This is a genomic window from Pseudomonas sp. BIGb0278, from assembly GCF_024809895.1.
GTDB classification, from domain to species: Bacteria; Pseudomonadota; Gammaproteobacteria; order Pseudomonadales; family Pseudomonadaceae; genus Aquipseudomonas; species Aquipseudomonas shirazensis.
In genome coordinates this window covers 21,622-40,661 of the sequence record NZ_JANUEL010000004.1, presented here as the reverse complement: position 1 = coordinate 40,661, position 19,040 = coordinate 21,622, and the positions used below count along the sequence as shown (strand labels likewise).

General features: G+C 62.0%; 19 protein-coding genes. 9 read left to right on the top strand and 10 right to left on the bottom strand.

Annotated features, from left to right (window positions below; genetic code table 11):
* Positions 1-145: 145 nt before the first annotated feature.
* The gene (gene mscL / locus M2396_RS15575) at positions 146-565 is read left to right on the top strand and encodes a large-conductance mechanosensitive channel protein MscL (protein WP_101322091.1); all 420 of its coding nucleotides are present in this window, start codon (positions 146-148) and stop codon (positions 563-565) included.
* A 28-nt stretch (positions 566-593) separates the two neighbouring features.
* Here mscL and M2396_RS15570 read toward each other — a convergent pair whose 3' ends face one another.
* Positions 594-1,370: a ferredoxin--NADP reductase gene (locus tag M2396_RS15570; RefSeq protein WP_101322092.1), complete on the bottom strand. Its 777-nt coding sequence runs from the start codon at positions 1,368-1,370 to the stop codon at positions 594-596.
* Positions 1,371-1,690: 320 nt separating this feature from the next.
* Between M2396_RS15570 and M2396_RS15565 the strand changes: the two genes are divergently transcribed.
* On the top strand, positions 1,691-2,815 hold the full coding sequence (locus M2396_RS15565) for a methyltransferase (RefSeq protein WP_101322093.1): 1,125 nt from the start codon (positions 1,691-1,693) through the stop codon (positions 2,813-2,815).
* 9 nt (positions 2,816-2,824) lie between these two features.
* Here the strand turns inward: M2396_RS15565 and M2396_RS15560 are convergent, their stop codons facing one another.
* Genes M2396_RS15560 through M2396_RS15550 form a run of 3 tightly spaced genes read right to left on the bottom strand, consistent with a single transcriptional unit; the run spans position 2,825 to position 5,422 of the window.
* A complete protein-coding gene (locus M2396_RS15560) occupies positions 2,825-2,968 on the bottom strand; it encodes a DUF2474 domain-containing protein (RefSeq protein WP_150570687.1) in 144 nt (47 codons plus the stop codon).
* 12 nt (positions 2,969-2,980) lie between these two features.
* Entirely contained in the window at positions 2,981-3,988 is a 1,008-nt protein-coding gene (gene cydB / locus M2396_RS15555) for a cytochrome d ubiquinol oxidase subunit II (RefSeq protein ID WP_150570688.1), read from the bottom strand.
* Between the two features lie 3 nt (positions 3,989-3,991).
* Positions 3,992-5,422, bottom strand: a complete 1,431-nt coding sequence (locus tag M2396_RS15550) for a cytochrome ubiquinol oxidase subunit I (protein WP_188036650.1) — start codon at positions 5,420-5,422, stop codon at positions 3,992-3,994.
* Positions 5,423-5,766: 344 nt separating this feature from the next.
* Here M2396_RS15550 and M2396_RS15545 point away from each other — a divergent pair, with 344 nt between their 5' ends.
* Positions 5,767-7,032: an MFS transporter gene (locus M2396_RS15545; RefSeq protein ID WP_150570689.1), complete on the top strand. Its 1,266-nt coding sequence runs from the start codon at positions 5,767-5,769 to the stop codon at positions 7,030-7,032.
* Here M2396_RS15545 and M2396_RS15540 read toward each other — a convergent pair.
* Positions 7,009-7,515, bottom strand: coding sequence for a GNAT family N-acetyltransferase (locus M2396_RS15540; protein ID WP_101322098.1), 507 nt, complete (start codon positions 7,513-7,515; stop codon positions 7,009-7,011). The two genes, M2396_RS15545 and M2396_RS15540, sit on opposite strands and share 24 nt — an antisense overlap.
* 203 nt (positions 7,516-7,718) lie before the next feature.
* Between M2396_RS15540 and M2396_RS15535 the strand changes: the two genes are divergently transcribed.
* From M2396_RS15535 to M2396_RS15525, 3 genes are read left to right on the top strand one after another with little or no spacing between them, the layout of a single operon-like run.
* Positions 7,719-9,014, top strand: a complete 1,296-nt coding sequence (locus M2396_RS15535) for an NCS2 family permease (protein WP_101322099.1) — start codon at positions 7,719-7,721, stop codon at positions 9,012-9,014.
* The gene (gene trmA, locus M2396_RS15530) at positions 9,011-10,096 is read left to right on the top strand and encodes a tRNA (uridine(54)-C5)-methyltransferase TrmA (RefSeq protein WP_101322100.1); all 1,086 of its coding nucleotides are present in this window, start codon (positions 9,011-9,013) and stop codon (positions 10,094-10,096) included. Before M2396_RS15535 ends, trmA begins: the two co-directional genes overlap by 4 nt.
* A gap of 22 nt (positions 10,097-10,118) precedes the next feature.
* Complete coding sequence (locus M2396_RS15525) at positions 10,119-10,289, top strand: hypothetical protein (protein ID WP_181107799.1); 171 nt, start codon at positions 10,119-10,121, stop codon at positions 10,287-10,289.
* A gap of 18 nt (positions 10,290-10,307) precedes the next feature.
* Here the strand turns inward: M2396_RS15525 and pcaG are convergent, their stop codons facing one another.
* Positions 10,308-10,913 carry a protocatechuate 3,4-dioxygenase subunit alpha gene (gene pcaG / locus M2396_RS15520; protein WP_150573010.1) on the bottom strand — a complete coding sequence of 202 codons (606 nt, stop codon included), beginning with the start codon at positions 10,911-10,913 and terminating at the stop codon, positions 10,308-10,310.
* Positions 10,914-10,924: 11 nt separating this feature from the next.
* Positions 10,925-11,644, bottom strand: a complete 720-nt coding sequence (gene pcaH / locus M2396_RS15515) for a protocatechuate 3,4-dioxygenase subunit beta (protein ID WP_101322102.1) — start codon at positions 11,642-11,644, stop codon at positions 10,925-10,927.
* Positions 11,645-11,843: 199 nt separating this feature from the next.
* Between pcaH and M2396_RS15510 the strand changes: the two genes are divergently transcribed.
* Both M2396_RS15510 and M2396_RS15505 read left to right on the top strand, forming a co-directional pair.
* Complete coding sequence (locus M2396_RS15510) at positions 11,844-12,728, top strand: neutral zinc metallopeptidase (RefSeq protein WP_101322103.1); 885 nt, start codon at positions 11,844-11,846, stop codon at positions 12,726-12,728.
* 251 nt (positions 12,729-12,979) lie between these two features.
* Positions 12,980-14,899, top strand: coding sequence for a methyl-accepting chemotaxis protein (locus M2396_RS15505; protein WP_259075871.1), 1,920 nt, complete (start codon positions 12,980-12,982; stop codon positions 14,897-14,899).
* Positions 14,900-14,963: 64 nt separating this feature from the next.
* Here M2396_RS15505 and ggt read toward each other — a convergent pair whose 3' ends face one another.
* From ggt to M2396_RS15490, 3 genes are all read right to left on the bottom strand, one after another.
* Positions 14,964-16,631, bottom strand: a complete 1,668-nt coding sequence (gene ggt, locus M2396_RS15500; RefSeq protein WP_101323105.1) for a gamma-glutamyltransferase — start codon at positions 16,629-16,631, stop codon at positions 14,964-14,966.
* A 240-nt stretch (positions 16,632-16,871) separates the two neighbouring features.
* Entirely contained in the window at positions 16,872-17,768 is an 897-nt protein-coding gene (locus tag M2396_RS15495) for a LysR family transcriptional regulator (protein ID WP_101322105.1), read from the bottom strand.
* An 87-nt stretch (positions 17,769-17,855) separates the two neighbouring features.
* Positions 17,856-18,446, bottom strand: a complete 591-nt coding sequence (locus M2396_RS15490) for an NAD(P)H-dependent oxidoreductase (RefSeq protein ID WP_101322106.1) — start codon at positions 18,444-18,446, stop codon at positions 17,856-17,858.
* A 181-nt stretch (positions 18,447-18,627) separates the two neighbouring features.
* Here M2396_RS15490 and M2396_RS15485 point away from each other — a divergent pair, with 181 nt between their 5' ends.
* Entirely contained in the window at positions 18,628-18,942 is a 315-nt protein-coding gene (locus tag M2396_RS15485) for a putative quinol monooxygenase (RefSeq protein WP_101322107.1), read from the top strand.
* The last annotated feature ends 98 nt before the right edge of the window (positions 18,943-19,040 follow it).

The following is a 19,040-nucleotide window of genomic DNA, read 5'->3' as shown; positions in this document are numbered from 1 at the left end:
CGTGTCTCGAACGCTGCAGGATGCGACAAAACTATTCGATCTAACCGCAGTCACTTACTAACCTCAGTCACTGCAGCGTCACGCATGAAGCGTTTTAGTGGCTTACACTGCGTTTTACTTATCCATTTGTTACAAGGAATAAACCATGGGCATGATCAGTGAATTCAAGGCATTTGCCGTCAAAGGCAATGTGGTCGATATGGCGGTCGGTATCATCATCGGCGCCGCCTTCGGCAAAATCGTTTCGTCGTTCGTTGGCGACGTGGTGATGCCCCCACTGGGCCTGCTGATCGGTGGCGTCGACTTCAGTGACCTGGCAATCACCCTGAAAGCCGCGCAAGGGGATATCCCGGCTGTCGTGCTGGCGTATGGCAAGTTCATTCAGACCGTGATCGACTTCGTCATCGTCGCATTCGCCATCTTCATGGGCGTCAAGGCGATCAACCGCCTCAAGCGCGAAGAAGCCGTGGCGCCTACCACGCCACCGGTGCCAACCCCTCAGGAAACCCTGCTGACCGAGATTCGCGATCTGCTCAAGACGCAGAATCAGAACCGTCTGCCCTGATTAAAACAAAGGGGCGCGGTGCGCCCCTTTACCAGTAGTTTTCCACCGCAACCTGGCCTGGACGTTTGCTCAAGTTGAGTTGCAGATCGCGCGCCTTCAACACCTGGCGCGTGTCGTCGATCATCTGCGGGTTGCCGCAGAGCATGATCCGCGAATGCTCGGGGGATAATTCAAGCCCCGCCGCCCGCTCCAGCTCGCCGCTTTCAATCAACTGGGTAATCCGGGCATTCAGTGCACCCGGATACGCTTCGCGCGTGACCACTGGAATGAACTGCAACTTGCCGGCATATTCGGCCAGATAGTCGCGCTGCTCCAGCCCGGCAATTTCATCGACGTAGGCCAATTCCGCGGCCTCGCGTACCGAATACACCAGTTTGATGTTGTCGAAGCGTTCCCAGACTTCGAAGTCCTGCAGGATCGACATGAACGGTGCAATGCCGGTGCCGGTTGCCAGCAGCCACAGATCGCGGCCAGCTGGCAGTCGATCAAGGGTCAGATAGCCGAACGCCTGGCGATCGATAAGCAAGCTGTCGCCCTGCGCCAGGCGGCTGAGCTCGCTGGTGAATTCGCCGCCAGGCACAACGATCGAGAAGAAATCCAGATACTCGTCATGCGGCGCACTGACCATCGAGTACGCGCGCCAGACCACGCTGCCATCGGCTTTGCTCACGCCCAACCGAGCGAACTGCCCTGCGCGAAAACGAAAGCCTGGATCGCGCGTCACGCGCAGGGAAAACAGGTTAGGCGTCAACGGCCGAACGTCGAGCAGAGTCTGGCGGGTGAACTTGTCGGCGCTGGCGGTCATGACGGGCTCCATAAATCAGATGCGCCCAGTTTCGCCTAAAGCTGACTGAATGAACACCGACGGTTTGCAGGGGCAAGGCGCGAAATGAATGGCGGGAACAGCGTTAATGAGAAAGAAAACAAACAAGAGGACGACTCTTTTCCTACACTGAGTCAGGCAGGTTGAGCAACGCCTCCAACAAAGCCGGCGCCATCGCCATCGCAGCCAGCCGTGGGCTGTTCTGAGCGCAACCTCCCCCCCGTGGATAAAGCCCTGTAGAATCTCGCCCCTCAAGCTCGTCGTGGTCTGCGCCGAGCAGATTCATAGCTGAGCCCCACGCCATGCCCCTGCTGACCAGCCCCTTCGCCGAACTCGATCTGATCCGCCAACCGGAACAGGCCGACGACCCGCTGCAAGCGTTCGACGCTGCCGACCAGTACCTGCTCGAGCACCTCGCCAGCCAAGGTTTGCCCGCCGACTGCCGTGTGCTGGTACTCAATGACAGCTTTGGCGCATTGGCGGCCAGCCTGTGCGACAGCCTGCAAGTGACCAGCAGCGGCGATTCGCACCTGGCCCGCATGGCTCTGGAAAAGAACCTCGTGCGCAACGCCAAGGCGTTCGACAGCGTGCCGTTCGTGCCGTCCAACCAGGTCTGGCAGGGGACGTTCGATCGGGTGCTGGTGCGGGTGCCGAAAACCCTGGCCTTGCTTGAAGAGCAGTTGATCCGCCTGCAAGGCCACCTGGCACCGGGCGCCGAGGTGATCGCCACGGCCATGATCAAGCACTTGCCGCGTGCCGCTGGCGACTTGCTGGAAAAGTACATCGGCCCGGTGCAGGCCTCGCTGGCGCAGAAAAAAGCGCGGCTGCTGACGGCCAGCTTCAGCGAACGGGCTCCGGCTCAATCGCCCTACCCTAGCCGTTACACCTTGGATCAACCGCCCCTGGAGCTGGTCAACCACGCCAATGTGTTCTGCCGCGAAGGACTGGATATCGGCACCCGTGCGTTTCTCCCGCACCTGCCGCGCGATCTTGGTCAGGCCCGGGTCGCCGACCTGGGTTGCGGTAACGGCGTGCTGGCGATCGCCTGTGCGCTGCTCAACCCACAGGCGCAGTTCAGTCTGGTCGATGAGTCGTACATGGCCGTGCAGTCGGCACTGGAAAACTGGCAGGCAGCATTGCCCGAGCGGCCGGTTGAGGTGCTCGCGGCAGACGGCCTGGCCGGGTTCGAGAAGCAATCACTGGATGTGGTGCTGTGCAACCCACCGTTCCACCAGCAACAGGTGGTCGGTGACTTCCTCGCCTGGCGCATGTTCCAGCAGGCCCGCGATGCGCTGGTGGTGGGCGGCGCGCTGTACATCGTCGGCAACCGCCACCTGGGCTATCACAGCAAGCTAGCGCGGTTGTTCCGTGGGGTCGAGCAAGTTGCCGCGACCCCCAAGTTCGTCATCCTCAAAGCGCGCAAGTAATTCGCCCGGTCAATGCGTGCTCAGCCCGGCTGCGCTCATGAACATGCGCATCAGCCAAGCCAGCACACCCAGGGCGGCGACACTCGCCGCCCAGATCATCACCAGCCAACCTAGCCGCTGCCACAGTGGCTTCTTCTGTTCGACACCGGTCATGCCGCGCACCTCCTAGTGATAGCCCTGGTCATGAGTGACTTTGCCGCGGAACACGTAATAGCTCCAGAACGTGTAACCGAGGATCAACGGCAGGATGAACAGCGTCCCCACCAGCATGAAGCCCTGGCTCTGCGGCGGTGCGGCGGCCTCCCAGATCGAGATCGACGGCGGGATGATGTTTGGCCAGACGCTGATCCCCAGGCCGCTGTAGCCCAAGAAGATCAACACCAGGGTCAGCAGAAACGGCGTGTAGTGCGCTGAGCGGGCAATCGCCTTGAACAAGCCATAGAACGTCACCATGACCAGAATCGGCACCGGCATGAACCACAGCAGGTTAGGCATGCTGAACCAGCGCTCGGCAATCTGCGGGTAAGCGATCGGCGTCCACAGGCTGACGATGCCGATGACCGCCAGCAGTACCAGAGCCAGGGGCCGGCCAAGCACATGCATCTGCTGTTGCAGCGGGCCTTCGGTTTTCATGATCAGCCAGGTGCAACCCAGCAAGGCGTAGGCGACGATCAGGCCCAGCCCGGAGAACAGGCTGAACGGCGTGACCCAGTCCCAGGCGCCGCCGGCATAGTGGCGGTCGACCACCTTGAAGCCCTCGATGAACGCGCCCAATGCCACACCCTGAAAGAACGTCGCCAGCAGCGAGCCGCCGATGAACGCCTTATCCCACACGTGGCGCTTGGCAGCAGTGGCCTTGAAGCGGAATTCGAAGGCCACACCGCGGAAGATCAACCCGATCAGCATCAGGATCAGCGGCAGATACAGTGCCTCCAGCACCACCGCGTAGGCCATCGGAAACGCCCCGAACAAGCCCGCTCCGCCCAGCACCAGCCAGGTTTCGTTGCCGTCCCAGACCGGCGCGACGGTGTTCATCATCACGTCGCGGTCATGCTCGGCCTTGACGAACGGGAAGAGAATGCCGATGCCCAGGTCGAACCCGTCCATCACCACATACATCATCACGCCAAAGATGATGATCACAGCCCAGATCAGCGGAAGATCGATACCCATGGCTCAGTTCCTCTCGGTCAGGCTGGAGTTGGCCTCATGGCCGTCATCGGCAGCGGACAAGGGCCGCGCCGGGGTCCGTTTTTGCCCTGGGCCGCCAGGTGGCTGCTCTTCTTCACCGGTATGCGGGCCTTTGCGCACCAGGCGCATCATGTACGCCAGGCCGGTGCCGAACACCGCAAAGTAGACCACCACGAACATCACCAGAGTGAAGCCGAGCTGGCCGTAGCTGTGGTTGGAGACGCCATCGGCCGTGCGCATCAAGCCATACACCACCCACGGCTGGCGGCCGATCTCGGTGGTGAACCAGCCAGCCAGAATAGCGATCAGCCCGGATGGCCCCATCCACAACACGAAGTACAGGAACGGCCGCGAATGGTAGATCGCGCCGGTTCTACGCAGCCACAGGCTCCACAGGCCAGCGGCAATCATCAGCATGCCCAGCGCAACCATGACCCGGAACGACCAGAAGATGATCGTCGAGTTGGGCCGATCCTCTTTGGGGAATTCCTTCATGGCCGGCACTTGCTTGTCCAGGCTGTGAGTCAGGATCAAACTGCCCAGCACCGGAATCTCGACCTTGAAGCGAGTGGTTTCGGCTTCCATGTCGGGGATGCCGAACAGAATCAGCGGGGTCGCCTCACCGGGCTTGTTCTCCCAGTGGCCTTCGATGGCGGCGATTTTCACCGGCTGATGCTTGAGCGTATTGAGCCCATGGAAGTCGCCGATGATCGCTTGCACCGGGGCCACGATCAGGGCCATCCACATCGCCATCGAGAGCATCTTGCGCACGGCCGGGTTGTCGCGCCCGCGCAGCAGATGCCAGGCCGCCGAGGCGCCGACGAAGAACGCCGTAGCGACGAAGGCGGCGGTGGCCATGTGCGCCAGGCGGTAGGGGAACGACGGGTTGAAGATCACCGCCAGCCAATCCACCGGGATTACCCGGCCATCGATGATTTCGTGGCCCTGTGGGGTCTGCATCCAGCTGTTGGAAGCCAGGATCCAAAAGGTCGAGACCAGCGTGCCCAGCGCCACCATCAGCGTCGAGAAGAAGTGCAGGCCGCGGCCTACTCGGCTCCAGCCAAACAGCATGACGCCAAGGAAGCCCGCTTCGAGGAAGAAGGCAGTGAGCACTTCGTAGGTCAGCAATGGCCCGGTGACGGCGCCGGCGAAATCAGAGAAGCGGCTCCAGTTGGTGCCGAACTGATAGGCCATGACCAAACCCGAGACCACGCCCATACCAAAGTTGACGGCGAAGATCTTCGACCAGAAATGGTAGAGATCGCGGTAGATGCGGTTGTCGGTTCTCAACCACAGGCCTTCGAGAACCGCCAGATAACTGGCCAGGCCAATGGTGATGGCCGGGAACAGGATGTGAAAGGACACGGTAAAGGCGAACTGGATTCGGGCGAGCTCTAGGGCTTCTAAGCCGAACATGGTGCTTCCTCTTCAGGTGAACCGGCATTTCGGGCTTGTGGCCCTGATGCCCACTGCCCCCACGGTTATCGAGTGCGACCTGTTGGAATTGTTCTATTCGATTGCAGGGATTCACGCCGCACAGGCCGATCAATGCATTTGCAACGATTGACCCAGATCAATGGCTGTATCCAGCATAGCCCCGAATTCCGCCCCAGGGCCTGTGGCTGGATGCCGCGTGGCGCATTGCCCCACCCTCTTCCATGCAATGGCAAAAGGTGCTTGAGCAGGACTTATGCAACTCTTTGTTACAAACAGATGATAGGCTGCAGAGCCCCGGGTTTCTTATAGGTCGCAGGCTGCCGATGTCCGACTCTGCTCCGCTGTTGTTGCGTCACCACCGCCCCTTTCTCGCGTTCTGGCTGGCCCGCGTGTTTACCGCGAGCGGCTTTCAGATGCTCACTGTGGCGATTGGCTGGCAGCTCTATCAGCTGACCGGCAACGTGCTCGATCTGGGCCTGGTCGGCCTGGTCGAATTCGCCCCGCGGGTGTTGTTCATGCTGCATACCGGGCACGTGGCCGACCGCTATGACCGGCGCCGGGTGGCGGCGCTGTGCCAGAGCCTGCAAGCGCTGATTGCGCTGGCACTGGTGCTCGGCAGTGCCACCGACAACGTCAGCCGTGAGCTGATCTTCTGCCTGGCCTTCCTGCTCGGCGCCGCACGTTCGTTTGAAATGCCGGCGACTCAGGCCCTGCTGCCCAACGTGGTCCCGCCCGGACTGTTCCCGCGGGCCGTGGCAGCCTCGGCATCGGCGACCCAGGCCGCCACTATCGTCGCCCCTGCGGTCGGCGGCTTGTTGTATGCGCTGGGCAGCATCTGGGTGTACGGCCCGACCGTGGCGCTGTATGTGATCGCCTGCGGCCTGACCCTGAGCCTGGATGCCCGCCAGCAGGTCCAGCAGCGCGGCCGGGCGACGCTGGAGTCTCTATTGGCCGGGATACGCTTCATCCGTAGCCGGCCGGACATCCTCGGTGCCATCTCGCTGGACCTGTTCGCCGTGCTGCTGGGCGGCGCCACAGCGTTGTTGCCGGTGTTTGCCAAGGACATCCTGTTGACTGGCCCGTGGGGCCTGGGCCTGCTGCGTTCGGCGCCGGCAGTCGGCGCGCTGTTGATGTCGGTATGGCTGGCGCGCTTCCCGTTCGAGCGCAAGGTCGGCCGGACCATGTTCACCGCAGTCGGCGTGTTCGGCGTGGCCACCATCGCCTTTGGCCTGTCGACCTCGTTCTGGTTCTCGCTGGCGGTGCTGGTGGTGCTGGGCGCGGCAGACATGATCAGCATGGTCATCCGCAGCGCTTTCGTGCAGCTGGAAACGCCTGACGAAATGCGCGGCCGGGTCAGCGCGGTAAATGGATTGTTCATCGGGGCTTCGAACCAGCTCGGGGAGTTCGAGTCAGGCATTACCGCGCACTGGTTCGGCACCGTACCGGCAGTGGTGCTGGGCGGCGTCGGCACGCTGGTGGTGACCGGGGTGTGGATTAAGTTGTTCCCGAGCCTGGCCAACCGCGATCAACTGCACAGCCAGCCGGTAGCAGAAGCGCCAGCGGCGTCAGCCGCACCGATCAAAGGTTGACCCCGCCAGCAGCAGGCTCATCTGCTGCTCGTAGCCGACCCGGGCGCGAAAGCCATTGCCGCTTTCGCGCCAGCCGGTTGCACGGTACAAGGCCAAAGCGCCGAGGTTGGCGCGGTCCACTGACAACTGCAGGCGCCTGATCTCAGGCCACATGGTGCGCAAGAGAGCCGGTAGCGCCTGCATGCAAAAGCGCCCAAGGCCCTGCCCCTGAAACCTGCAGTCGACCTGCAACGCAGTCATCATCGCTGCATCAGGTTGACCCCAGGCGGGCAGAAATGCGCCACGCTGAAGCAGCAGAAACGCTCTGGGCACATCATCGAGCAACAGCGCGACGCCGCGGCGCTGATCAGAGCCGCAACCGAGTAACAGATACAAGGCATCAGCGATATCGCCGGCGAAGCACTGCTGCTCTGACGGTAGCTGGATCTCCAGCAGTTGCCCACGCTGGGCCGGGGTTAGCTGCGAGTAGTCAATCAGCTGCACAGCGGCATCTCGGCGGCGGCCGTCTGGGTGATCGGCACTGAATGCGCAGTGTATCGCGACATTGATTACCGCTCAGCAAGCATGCTGGTATGATGCGCGGCTTTTTTCTACCCCAGATAAAACCACGGCATCCGGTACGGTCTGTGCTTTGCTGATGAGGTCGATACATTAACGGCGCCCCGGAGGCGTCTTTGGGAGCGGGCATGCTGGAAAGGCTGTTTCAACTAAAAGCACACAACACCAACGTGCGCACCGAGATACTTGCGGGCGTGACCACGTTCCTGGCCATGGCCTACATCCTCTTCGTCAACCCGAGCATCCTCGGCGAGACCGGTATGGACAAGGGCGCGATCTTTGTCGCGACGTGCCTGGCTGCGGCCATCGGCTCGGCGACCATGGGCCTGATCGCCAACTACCCGATCGCACTGGCGCCGGGCATGGGCCTGAACGCCTTCTTCACTTACACCGTGGTCCTGCACATGGGCCATACCTGGCAGGTGGCGCTGGGTGCGGTGTTCATCTCGGCGGTGTTGTTCTTCCTGCTGTCGATCTTCCGCATCCGCGAGTGGATCGTGAACAGCATTCCGCTGCCGCTGCGCTCGGCCATCGCCGCCGGTATCGGCCTGTTCCTCGCGCTGATTGCGCTGAACAATGCCGGCATCGTCGTTGATAACCCAGCCACCCTGGTTGGTTTAGGCGACCTCAAGAAGCCTGCTCCGGTGCTCGCTGCACTGGGCTTCTTCCTGATCGTCGCGCTGGAAGCGATGAAGGTTCGCGGGGCTGTACTGATCGGCATTCTGGCCGTCACCGTAGCCTCGATCCTGATGGGCGTGACGCCGTTTGCCGGTGTAGTCTCGATGCCGCCATCGCTGGCGCCGACCTTCCTCCAGCTGGACATCGCTGGTGCTTTGGATGTGGGCCTGGTCAGCGTGATCTTTGCCTTCCTGTTCGTCGACCTGTTCGACAACTCCGGCACCTTGATCGGCGTGGCCAAACGCGCGGGCCTGATGAGCAAGGACGGCCACATGCCGAAAATGGGCCGAGCACTGATCGCCGACAGTACCGCAGCCATGGCCGGCTCGCTGCTGGGTACCTCGACCACCACCAGCTACATCGAGTCGGCAGCAGGCGTTAGCGCCGGTGGCCGTACGGGCCTGACCGCCATCGTGGTCGCGGTGTTGTTCCTGCTGGCGCTGTTCTTCGCGCCGTTGGCCGGCAGTGTGCCGGCCTTCGCCACCGCACCGGCGCTTTTGTTCGTCGCCGTGCTGATGGCCTCGGGCCTCGCTGAAATCAACTGGGACGACGTCACCGAGGCCGCCCCTGTGGTGGTGACTGCCCTGGCCATGCCGCTGACCTACTCGATCGCCAACGGCATCGCCTTCGGCTTCATTGCCTGGACCGCGATCAAGCTGCTGTCGGGCCGCCGCCAGGACCTGAACCCGGCGCTGATCATCCTGTCGATTCTGTTCGTTATCAAGCTGGGCTGGTTCAACGCATGAGTTCTGTTTTCGATCCATCTGCCTACCAAAGCCTGCTGGCGCCAAAGGTCGAGCGCCTGCGCGAGCTGCTGGCGCCGTTCAGCGCGCCCGAGCCTGTGGTGTTCGAGTCGCCGCGCGAGCATTACCGCCTGCGCGCCGAGTTTCGCCTGTGGCGTGAAGACGGCCAGCGTCACTACGCCATGTTCGCCCCGGGCGAAAAGCACAAGGCGATCCTGATCGAGGATTTCCCGATTGCCAGCCAACGCATCAATGCGCTGATGCCGCGCTTGAAAGCGGCCTGGCAGGCGAGCGAGACGCTGAGCAATCGGCTGTTCCAGGTGGAGTTCCTGACCACCCTGGCCGGCGATGCAATGATCACCCTGTGCTATCACCGCCCGCTCGACGACGAGTGGGAAGCTGCTGCCCGCGAGCTGGCCGCCGAGCTCGACGTGAGCCTGGTTGGCCGCTCCAAAGGCAAGCGCTTGGTAATTGGCCGTGACTATGCGGTGGAAAAACTCGACGTCGCCGGCCGCACCTTCAGCTACCGCCAGCCCGAGGGTGCTTTTACCCAGCCCAACGGCGCGGTCAACCAGAAGATGCTCAACTGGGCCTTTGAGGCCATCGGCGAGCGCGACGACGACCTGCTCGAGCTGTACTGCGGCAACGGCAACTTCACCCTGCCGCTGGCAACCCGCGTACGCCAGGTGCTGGCCACCGAGATCAGCAAGACCTCGGTCAATGCCGCCTTGCACAACCTCGACGAAAACGGCGTGGATAACGTGCGCCTGGTGCGCCTGTCGGCCGAAGAGCTGACCGAGGCACTGAACGAGGTGCGCCCGTTCCGCCGCCTGCAGGGCATCGACCTGAAGAGTTATCAGTTCGGCACGGTGTTCGTCGACCCGCCGCGCGCTGGGATGGACCCGGATACCTGCGAGCTGACTCGACGCTTCGAGCGCATCCTGTACATATCCTGCAACCCGGAAACCCTGGCGGCCAACATCGCCCAGTTGCACGATACACACCGGATCGAACGCTGCGCCCTGTTCGACCAGTTCCCCTATACCCACCATATGGAAAGCGGTGTGCTGCTGGTCCGACGCTGAACCGACCTCTGCTGGGGCTGCAATGCTTCGGCACGGCCACCCCACCAGCATCGAGCAACTGGCCAGCCAGGCCCTGCTCGGCTACAGCCGCCTGACCCACCCGCAGCGCTTGCAGCTGCGCAGCCCGGCAGACGAGCAGTGCGATGTGCTGATGCCGGCGCCAGCGAGGCTTTTGGGGGCCTCGCTGGCGTAGGCTGGTTTCAGGCTTGTATCAGAAGTCGAAGAACACCGTCTCGCCTTCGCCCTGAATCCGCATGTCGAAGCGATAGGCAGTCTTGCCGTCGACTTCGCAGCGTTTGGCAATCAGCGTCTCGCGCCGTTGCGGCTGCTCGATCAGGTTGAGCACCGGGCACTTGGCGTTGGCCTCGGCTTCGTCATCAAAATACAGCCGCGTGTGCAGTTGGATATTGATGCCGCGGGCAAACAGGCTGATGTTGATGTGCGGCGCCATTGGCACGCCGGCGGCATTCTTGACCACCCCCGGTTTGACCGTGTGCAGCGTCCAGTCACCGGAGTCGAAGGTGGTGGCGGTGCGGCCAAAGCTGTTGAACGGGTTTTCCAGGTTGTACTGATCCTGGTACTGGCCGTCGGCATCGGCCTGCCACACTTCCAGGAACGAATCACGCACCAGATGGCCATTGCCATCGTAGACCTGACCGATCAGCAGGATGTGCTCGCCGGCGGCTTCAGGGCGCGCCAGGGTGTTCCAGATTTCGGTCGGCCGAACCGGGTTGCCCGCTGCTTGCAGGGCCAGGCCGATGTGCACGTAAGGGCCGGCAGTCTGCGACGGGGTTTCCGGCAGCAATTCAATTGGCATGTCGCGGCTCCTCAGCGGTTTTCGAAGTGGGTCTGGCGCTGACCGCGCAGAACGATGTCAAAACGGTACGCCAGGCAATCCATCGGATTGGCGTTGCTCATGTCGAGCTTGGCAATCAGTTGCTGCACCGCTTGCGGGTTGGCGATCGACTTGACGATCGGGCACAGCGGGATCAGGGGGTCACCTTCGAAATACAGCTGGGTAATCAACTTGGTCGAGATCGACGGGCCGCTGATCGAGAAGTGAATGTGCGCCGGGCGCCAGTCATTCGGGCCGTTGCGCCATGGGTACGGGCCGGGCTTGATGGTGCGGAAGCTGTAATAGCCATCGCGGTCGGTCAGGGCCCGGCCGACACCGCCGAAGTTGGGGTCCAGCGGCGCCAGGTAACGGTCGTTCTTGTGGCGGTAACGGCCGCCGGCGTTGGCCTGCCACATTTCCACCAAGGTGTTTGGCACTGGTTTGCCGTACTGGTCGATAACTCGGCCGGCGACGATGATGCGCTCGCCGATCGGCAGGCCACCGTTGTCGAAGTTGAGCAGCAGGTCGTTGTCGTGCTGGCCAAAGCCCAGGTGAGTGAAGTCCGGGCCGGTGGTTTCACTGATCGACTGCGGGATGCTGACCAGCGCCTGGCGCGGCGAGCGGGCAATCGATGTCTTGTAATCTGGGGTCAGCGCTTTCGGGTGCCAGTTGCGATCACGGATCACGAAGCGGCTGGTGTCCTCGGCAGGCATACCGGTGTTCCTCTTATTGGAGTTGTGCGAGCGCCCGTGCGTGGCGGGCGGACTTGCAGTTTCCGATAGCCTGGATGGGATGAATATTGAAATCAGCGGTCTTAGCCATAACTGTTTGGTTATGCCTTGCAGCGTGCCTGCACAAGGCAGCAGCACTGAACTAATCTATACCCTCAACCTCGCGGTTTGGAGAAGCTCGATGGAATGGCGAAAAGGTCGGCGTAGCGACAATGTGGTCGATGCTCGCGGTGCAGGCGGCGGCGGTGGCGGCGGCATGCGCTTTGGCGGCGGCAAGGGGCTGGGCCTGGGCGCCATCCTGCTGATCGTCGGCATCGGCTGGATGACCGGCCAGGACCCGCTGCAGATTCTCGGCCAACTGACCGGGCAGATGCAGCAAAGCGCGCCGGCCAACGTCGAAGGCAAGGCGCCGCCGGCCAATGATGATCAGGCAGCGTTCGTCGCCTCGATCCTGGGTGACACCGAAGACACCTGGAAGGCGCTGTTCGCCCAGGCCGGCAAGCAATACCGTGACCCCAAGCTGGTGCTGTTCAGCGGCCAGGTCAATTCGGCCTGCGGCTTCGCCTCCTCGGCGGTCGGGCCATTCTACTGCCCGGCTGACCAGCGGGTGTATCTGGACATGACCTTCTTCCGCGAAATGGAAACGCGCTTTGCCGCCGCCGGCGACTTCGCCCAGGCCTACGTCATCGCGCACGAGATCGGCCATCATGTGCAGACGCTGCTCGGCGTCTCCAATCAGGTCCAGGCCGCTCGCCAGCGCGGGCAGAAGATGGAGGGTGACAACGGCCTGCTGGTGCGTCAGGAATTGCAGGCCGACTGTTTTGCCGGGGTCTGGGCCTATCAGGCGCAGAAACGCCTGAACTGGCTGGAACCGGGTGACATCGAAGAGGCACTTAACGCCGCCAACGCCATCGGTGATGACCGCTTGCAACAGCAAGGCCAAGGTCGCGTGGTGCCGGATTCGTTCACCCACGGCACGTCGGCGCAGCGCGTACGCTGGTTCAAGACCGGCTTCAGCGACGGTGACGTCAACCGCTGCGATACCTTCAACGCACGCACGCTGTAATTCCCCGCCAATCTGCATGCAACAACGCCTCTTGAGCACTTTGCGCTCAGGAGGTGTCGTTGAATGCGCCGCTTTTTAACGCCAATGCCGCAGTAAAACCCTCGGATTTTCAGACAGTTACAAATCTGCTGAAAAAGCGTTTCAGCTAGCCCGATTGTGGCCGATAACTCATGCACGAATCAGCGGGCCCCGGGAAGAATAACGCCAGCGATTGACAACAACTGAGCGAATGATCTTTATGGAGTGCGTGCATGAACAGTTGGTTTGCCAACATCAGCGTCAACCTCAAATTGGGCCTGGGCTTTGGCCTGGTCCTGCTTTTGACCGGCCTGCTGGCCCTGACCGGCTGGAACAGCCTGGGCAGCTTGATCGACCGCAGTAACTGGATGAGCGACATCAGCCAGCTCAACAAAGACCTCACCGACCTGCGCGTAGCACGTCTGCAGTACATGATCGCCAACGGCGATGACGCCGCTGCGGCCAACACCCAGACCAAACTGGACACCTTCAGTGCCCAGCAGCAGCGCTTGGTGGCCTCGTTCAAGAGCCCTGAAAACGTCAAGCTGCTCAACGAACTGGGCGCGATCATCAGCGACTACAAACTGTCGCTGAGCAAGATGCGCGCGGGCTACAAGACCACCCTCGCCAACCGCGAGAACATGAACCAGACTGCCGCCAAGGCCGATCAGATCCTTGATGCGATCAGCCGCGACGTGCTGGCCCAGCCGGAAGTCGACAGCGTACGCCTGGCCCAGTATCAGGCCATCAGCAAGACGCGTCAGCAGTTGCTGCAAGTGCGCGTCGATGTACGCGGCTACATCGCTGACAACAGCGCGGCCAATGAACAGGCCGCCCTGCGCCAGCTCGACGCGGCCCTGGTCGAGATCGACAACCTCAAGCGCCAGCTACCCAACGAAAGCACCCGCCTGCAACAGTTCGACCAGAGCGTGCAGGCTTACCGCTCGGCCGTGCGTGACTTCCGCGACGCCACCGCCGCTATCGCCGTGGCCCGCGCCGAGATGACCGTGCAAGGTGCCGACATCGTCAAACGCAGCGACGCCCTGTACAAGATCCAGCTCGAGCGCCGCGACATCGAAAGCGACCAGGCGCGCCATCTGCAGATCATCTCGACCCTGCTGGCATTGTTGGTCGGAGTATGCGCCGCGATCATCATCACCCGCCAGATCACCCGCCCGCTGCGCGAAACCATGGACGCCGTCGAGCGTATTGCCGGAGGCGACCTGTCCAGTGAGCTGCGGGTCACCCGCCGTGACGAGTTGGGCGTGCTGCAACAAAGCATCAGCCGCATGGGCAGCACCCTGCGCGAGTTGATCGGTGGTATTCGTGATGGCGTAACGCAGATTGCCAGCGCCGCCGAAGAGCTGTCGGCCGTGACCGAGCAGACCAGCGCCGGAGCCAACAGCCAGAAAGTCGAGACTGACCAGGTTGCCACTGCCATGCACGAGATGGCTGCGACCGTGCAGGAAGTCGCCCGCAACGCTGAACAGGCTTCGCGCGCAGCAACGGGTGCCGATGATGAAGCGCGTGCCGGTGACCGGGTGGTGGGCGAGGCGATCAACCAGATCGAACGCCTGGCCGACGAAGTCCAGCGCTCGACTGACGCAATGAACCTGCTGCAGCAGGAAAGCCAGAAGATCGGCAGTGTCATGGACGTGATCAAGTCGGTTGCCGAGCAGACCAACTTGCTGGCATTGAACGCGGCCATCGAAGCCGCCCGCGCCGGTGAAGCCGGGCGTGGTTTTGCCGTGGTCGCCGACGAAGTGCGCGGCCTGGCGCAGCGTACGCAGAAGTCCACCGAAGAGATCGAAGAGCTGATCGCCAGCCTGCAGAACGGCACCCAGCAAGTGGCCAACGCCATGCTGGGCAGCCGCAACCTGACTGAAAGCAGCGTCGAGCTGGCGCGCAAGGCCGGTGGTTCGCTGGAGAACATCACCCGCACTGTGTCCAACATCCAGTCGATGAACCAGCAGATCGCCGCAGCCGCCGAGCAACAGAGCGCGGTTGCCGAGGAGATCAGCCGGAGCATTCTCAATGTACGCGATGTGTCGGAACAGACAGCCGCAGCCAGTGATGAAACCGCCGCGTCGAGCGTCGAGCTGGCACGCCTTGGCAGTCATCTGCAGACGCTGGTAAGCAAGTTCCGCGTGTGACCGCTGCCTTGTGAACTGCTCAGCCCGGCCAGCGCAATGCTGGCCGGGCTGAGCAGCACTGGCGTTACTTGACGATCATGCCAACACCACGACCGCGCGGGTCGGAGGCGGTTTCAAGCTTGCCATCGGTGACGCGAATGGCCTGGATATCGCCCATCTCCCAGCCCTGATCCTCAAGCACATAGCCCATCTTTTTCAGCTCGTCGGCGACCTTGCCGGTCAACGGTGCATAGCTGTCGAAGTAGATAGTGTCCTTGGGCAGCAGCTGGTGATGCACGCGCTGCGCTGCAACGGCCTTGGCCAGCGGCATGTCGTAGTCGTAGAGGTTGTTCATTACCTGGAAGATCGAGGTGAAGATGCGCGAGCCGCCCGGCGTACCGATGACCAGGCTGACCTTGCCGTCGCGGGTCACCAGGCTTGGGCTCATCGACGACAGCATGCGTTTGCCCGGAGCAATCGCGTTGGCATCGCCGCCGACCACGCCAAAGGCATTGGCGGTACCGGGCTTGCTGCTGAAGTCATCCATCTCGTCGTTGAGCAGGAAGCCTGCGCCCTTGACCACCACACCACTGCCGTAGTCGAGGTTGAGGGTGTAGGTGTTGCTGACCGCGTTGCCCTGTTTGTCGACGATCGAGAAGTGCGTGGTTTGATGCGGCTCCAGCCCCGGGCGGACCTTGTCGGTGGCGGAGATGGCGGTTGGGTTGACCTGCTCGGCGCGCTTTTTCAGGTAGTCCTTGGCCACCAGCTTGTCTACCGGTACCTCGGTGAAGGCCGGGTCGCCAAGATAGTCGGCGCGGTCGGCGAACACGCGCTTTTCAATCTCGGCCAGCAGGTGGATGTAGCGCGCCGAGTTCTGCTCGACGCCCTTGAAGTCTGCCGCGCGGTTTTCCTTGATCCCGAGCAACTGCGCCAGTGCTACGCCGCCTGAGCTTGGCGGTGGCGCGGTGTAGACCACGTTGCCGCGCCAGTCGATGGCCATCGGCTCGCGCCAGAGGGCTTTGTAGTCCTTCAGGTCGTCTTTGCTGATCAGGCCGTTATCGGCCTTCATCTGCGCAACCAGCAGATCGGCGGTCTTGCCTTGATAGAACTCGCTGACGCCTTTGTCGGCGATGCGTTCGAGGGTCTGCGCCAGCTCCGGCTGCTTGAACAGCTCGCCGACTTTCATGCTGCCGAAATAATCGTTGAAGTTGGTCGCGGTCTTGAACAGGCCTTGGGCATCGTCGCGATACTGGTACTGCTTCTGGGCGATCTTGAAGCCGTTGTTGGCGTAACCGATGGCCGGAGTCAGCAGCTCGCTCCAGGGCAACTTGCCGAACTTTTGATGCGCCTCCCACAAGCCCATTACTGTGCCCGGTACGCCAGCGGCGCGCACGCCGACCAGGCTGAGGTTCTCGATGACCTCGCCTTTTTCGTCCAGGTACATATTGCGGGTGGCCGCCTTGGGCGCCACTTCGCGGTAGTCGAGGAAGTACGCTTTGCCGTCCACGTACAGGGTCATGAAGCCACCGCCGCCGATGTTGCCGGCTTCTGGATAGGTGACTGCCAGGGTGAAGGCAGTGGCCACGGCGGCATCGACGGCGTTGCCGCCTTTTTTCAGGATATCGGCGGCGACCTGTGCGCCATATTGATCGGGCGCGGCCACTGCGCCGCCTTCAAGAGTCACCGCGAAGGCCGACGAACAGCTCAGGATCGCGGCCCCGAGGGCCATGGACTGGAACATGACGAGACGCATGAGCACTTCCTTGGTGTTGTTTTTGTTGATCACTTATTAACACTGAAGCGTTTTGACTAAGCAAACGCACCAGACACAGGACGACGGCATTGCGTCATTCGTGTCGTTTTTAGAACGGTTCTTAGGATCGAGATTGCTGGGGCCGCGTCAGCCTGAGTGGACGCGGTCGGCGTAGGAGCGGCCTTGTGTCGCGAAAGGGGTGCGCAGCACCCCCGGCAATCCCGGACCAGTACCACGCGCTCAGCAGGCATACGCCGCCAGCTTGGCCTGGATGAAATCAAGGAAGCACTGAATCCGCAGCGCCAGCTGGGTGTTGCGGTAGTAAACCGCATGAATCGGCTGCCGGTACCCATTGTTGGCCTCGCTCAACAGCACGTGCAGGCGCCCGGCGCGGATATCTTCGTGGGTCATGAAATGCGACAGGCAGACGATACCCTGCCCGGCCAGCGCCAGCTGGCGCAAGGTCTCGCCACTGGATGCGGTCAACTGCGGGCGGATTCGCCAACTGTCGCCGTCGGCGTGGCGCAGCGGCCATTGGTTGAGGCTGTCCAGCGAGCTGAAGCCGAGCAGGCAGTGCTCGCTCAAGTCACTGACCTGGCGCGGCACGCCGTGGCGTTGCAGGTATTCGGGGCTGGCCAGAATCTGGATCGGGCTGCAGCCCAGCGAGCGCGCATGCAGGCTGGAGTCGGCCAGCTCGCCGATGCGGATGGCGACGTCGGTGCTTTGCTGGAGCAGATCGATGATCAGGTCATCGGTGTTCAGCTCCAGCTCGATGGCCGGGTACAGCGCGCGAAACTCAGCGATCCAGGGCACGATCGCGTGCAGCATGAATGGTGCTGCAGCGTTGATGCGCAGGCGCCCCGACGGCGTCTGCCGGTGCAGCGACAGGCGCTCTTCGAGCTCGCTCATCTGTTCGAGGATGGTCCGCGCGTGCAGTACAAAGAACCGCCCTTCTTCGGTCAGGTCCATGCGCCGCGTGGTGCGGTTGATCAGCGTGGTGCCAAGCTTGCCTTCCAGCCGCGCCAGGGTGCGGCTGACCGCAGACGGGGTTTGCCCGAGTTGCTCGGCAGCGGCGGAAATCGAGCCGCAGTCGATCACGCTGACGAATACCTGGAGTTCTTCTGAGCGGGTTTTCACGGCAGTGCCTGGGCCAGGATGAGGCCTGGATTGTCGGCCGTTTATTGCCGGGCAAGCAACTGCCGCGTCGGTCACGCCGCGCATCGCTTACCGGGCCTGGCCGAACACCTTGGCCAGATGCGCCTCGTAGGCTGCCACGGTAGCGGCCACATCCGGGCGCTTCATCACATCGACGGCGAGGAAGGTTGGCAGGCCGCTCATGCCGAGGAACTGGTTGGCCTTGTGGAACGGGAAGTACACCGCATCCACGCCCTTGCCTTCAAAGAAGTCGTTGGGGTCGTCGAAGGCCTGTTGCGGCGCGTTCCAGGTGGCCGAAATCATGTACTGCTTGCCCTGGATCAGGCCGCCACTGCCGTACTTCTGCGAAGCGTCGGAGCGGGTCCGGCCGTCGCTGGCGTAGAGGCTGCCGTGGCCTTCGGTGAACACTTCATCCAAGTACTGTTTGACGGTGTACGGGGCACCCATCCACCAGCCGGGCATCTGATAGATGATCACGTCGGCCCAAAGGTATTTCTGCACTTCTTCCTTGATGTCGTAGCCGCCGTCGATGAAGGTTTGTTTGACATCGAAACCTGCCCGGTCCAGGTAGGCCAGCGCGGCATCGTGCAGGGTTTCGTTCAAGCGGCCGTCGGAGTGGGCGAACTGTTTGCCGCCATTGAGCAGAAGAATCTTTTTCATGTCGAGCCTCTAAGGTTCTGTGTCGATCCGCAGACCGATGCACTTCAGATGGCTGCAGGTTAGAGGCTCGCCCGTGGCGGAAACAGCCAGCCTTGGGCAAATCAGTTTTGCCTTGTAATCACGAATCATCACCATACTGTTGCTTTAAAATCGCTTCTCCACTTATTTGCAAGGTGCAGTCATGAACGCTCAATACGCCTTTATTCTCAAAGCCAAGACCCGCCCGGAAAAGGCCGAAGCATTCGAGCAACTGTTCCGCGCCTACGTCGAACCAAGCCGCCAGGAGCCGGGCTGCGTCGAATACCACATGTTGCGCGATCAGCAGGACCCGAGCCTGTTCATCTTCTATGAGGTGTGGGCCGATCAGGCGGCGTTCGATGCGCACTGCGCGCTGGCCCATATGCAGCAGTTTGCCGCGCAGCGCATGGACTATCTGGAGCGCGATTTCGAGGTGCAACGCATCGACATGCTCAGCGCCGCCTCGGGTAAACGTTGAGCCGTTCAAATAGCTGACAAATGTCGCTTGCCGCCAGCCGCCGGGCTTCTCACAATCCACCGATTGGCTTTCATTGCGCACCCGATAAGGATCTCCCC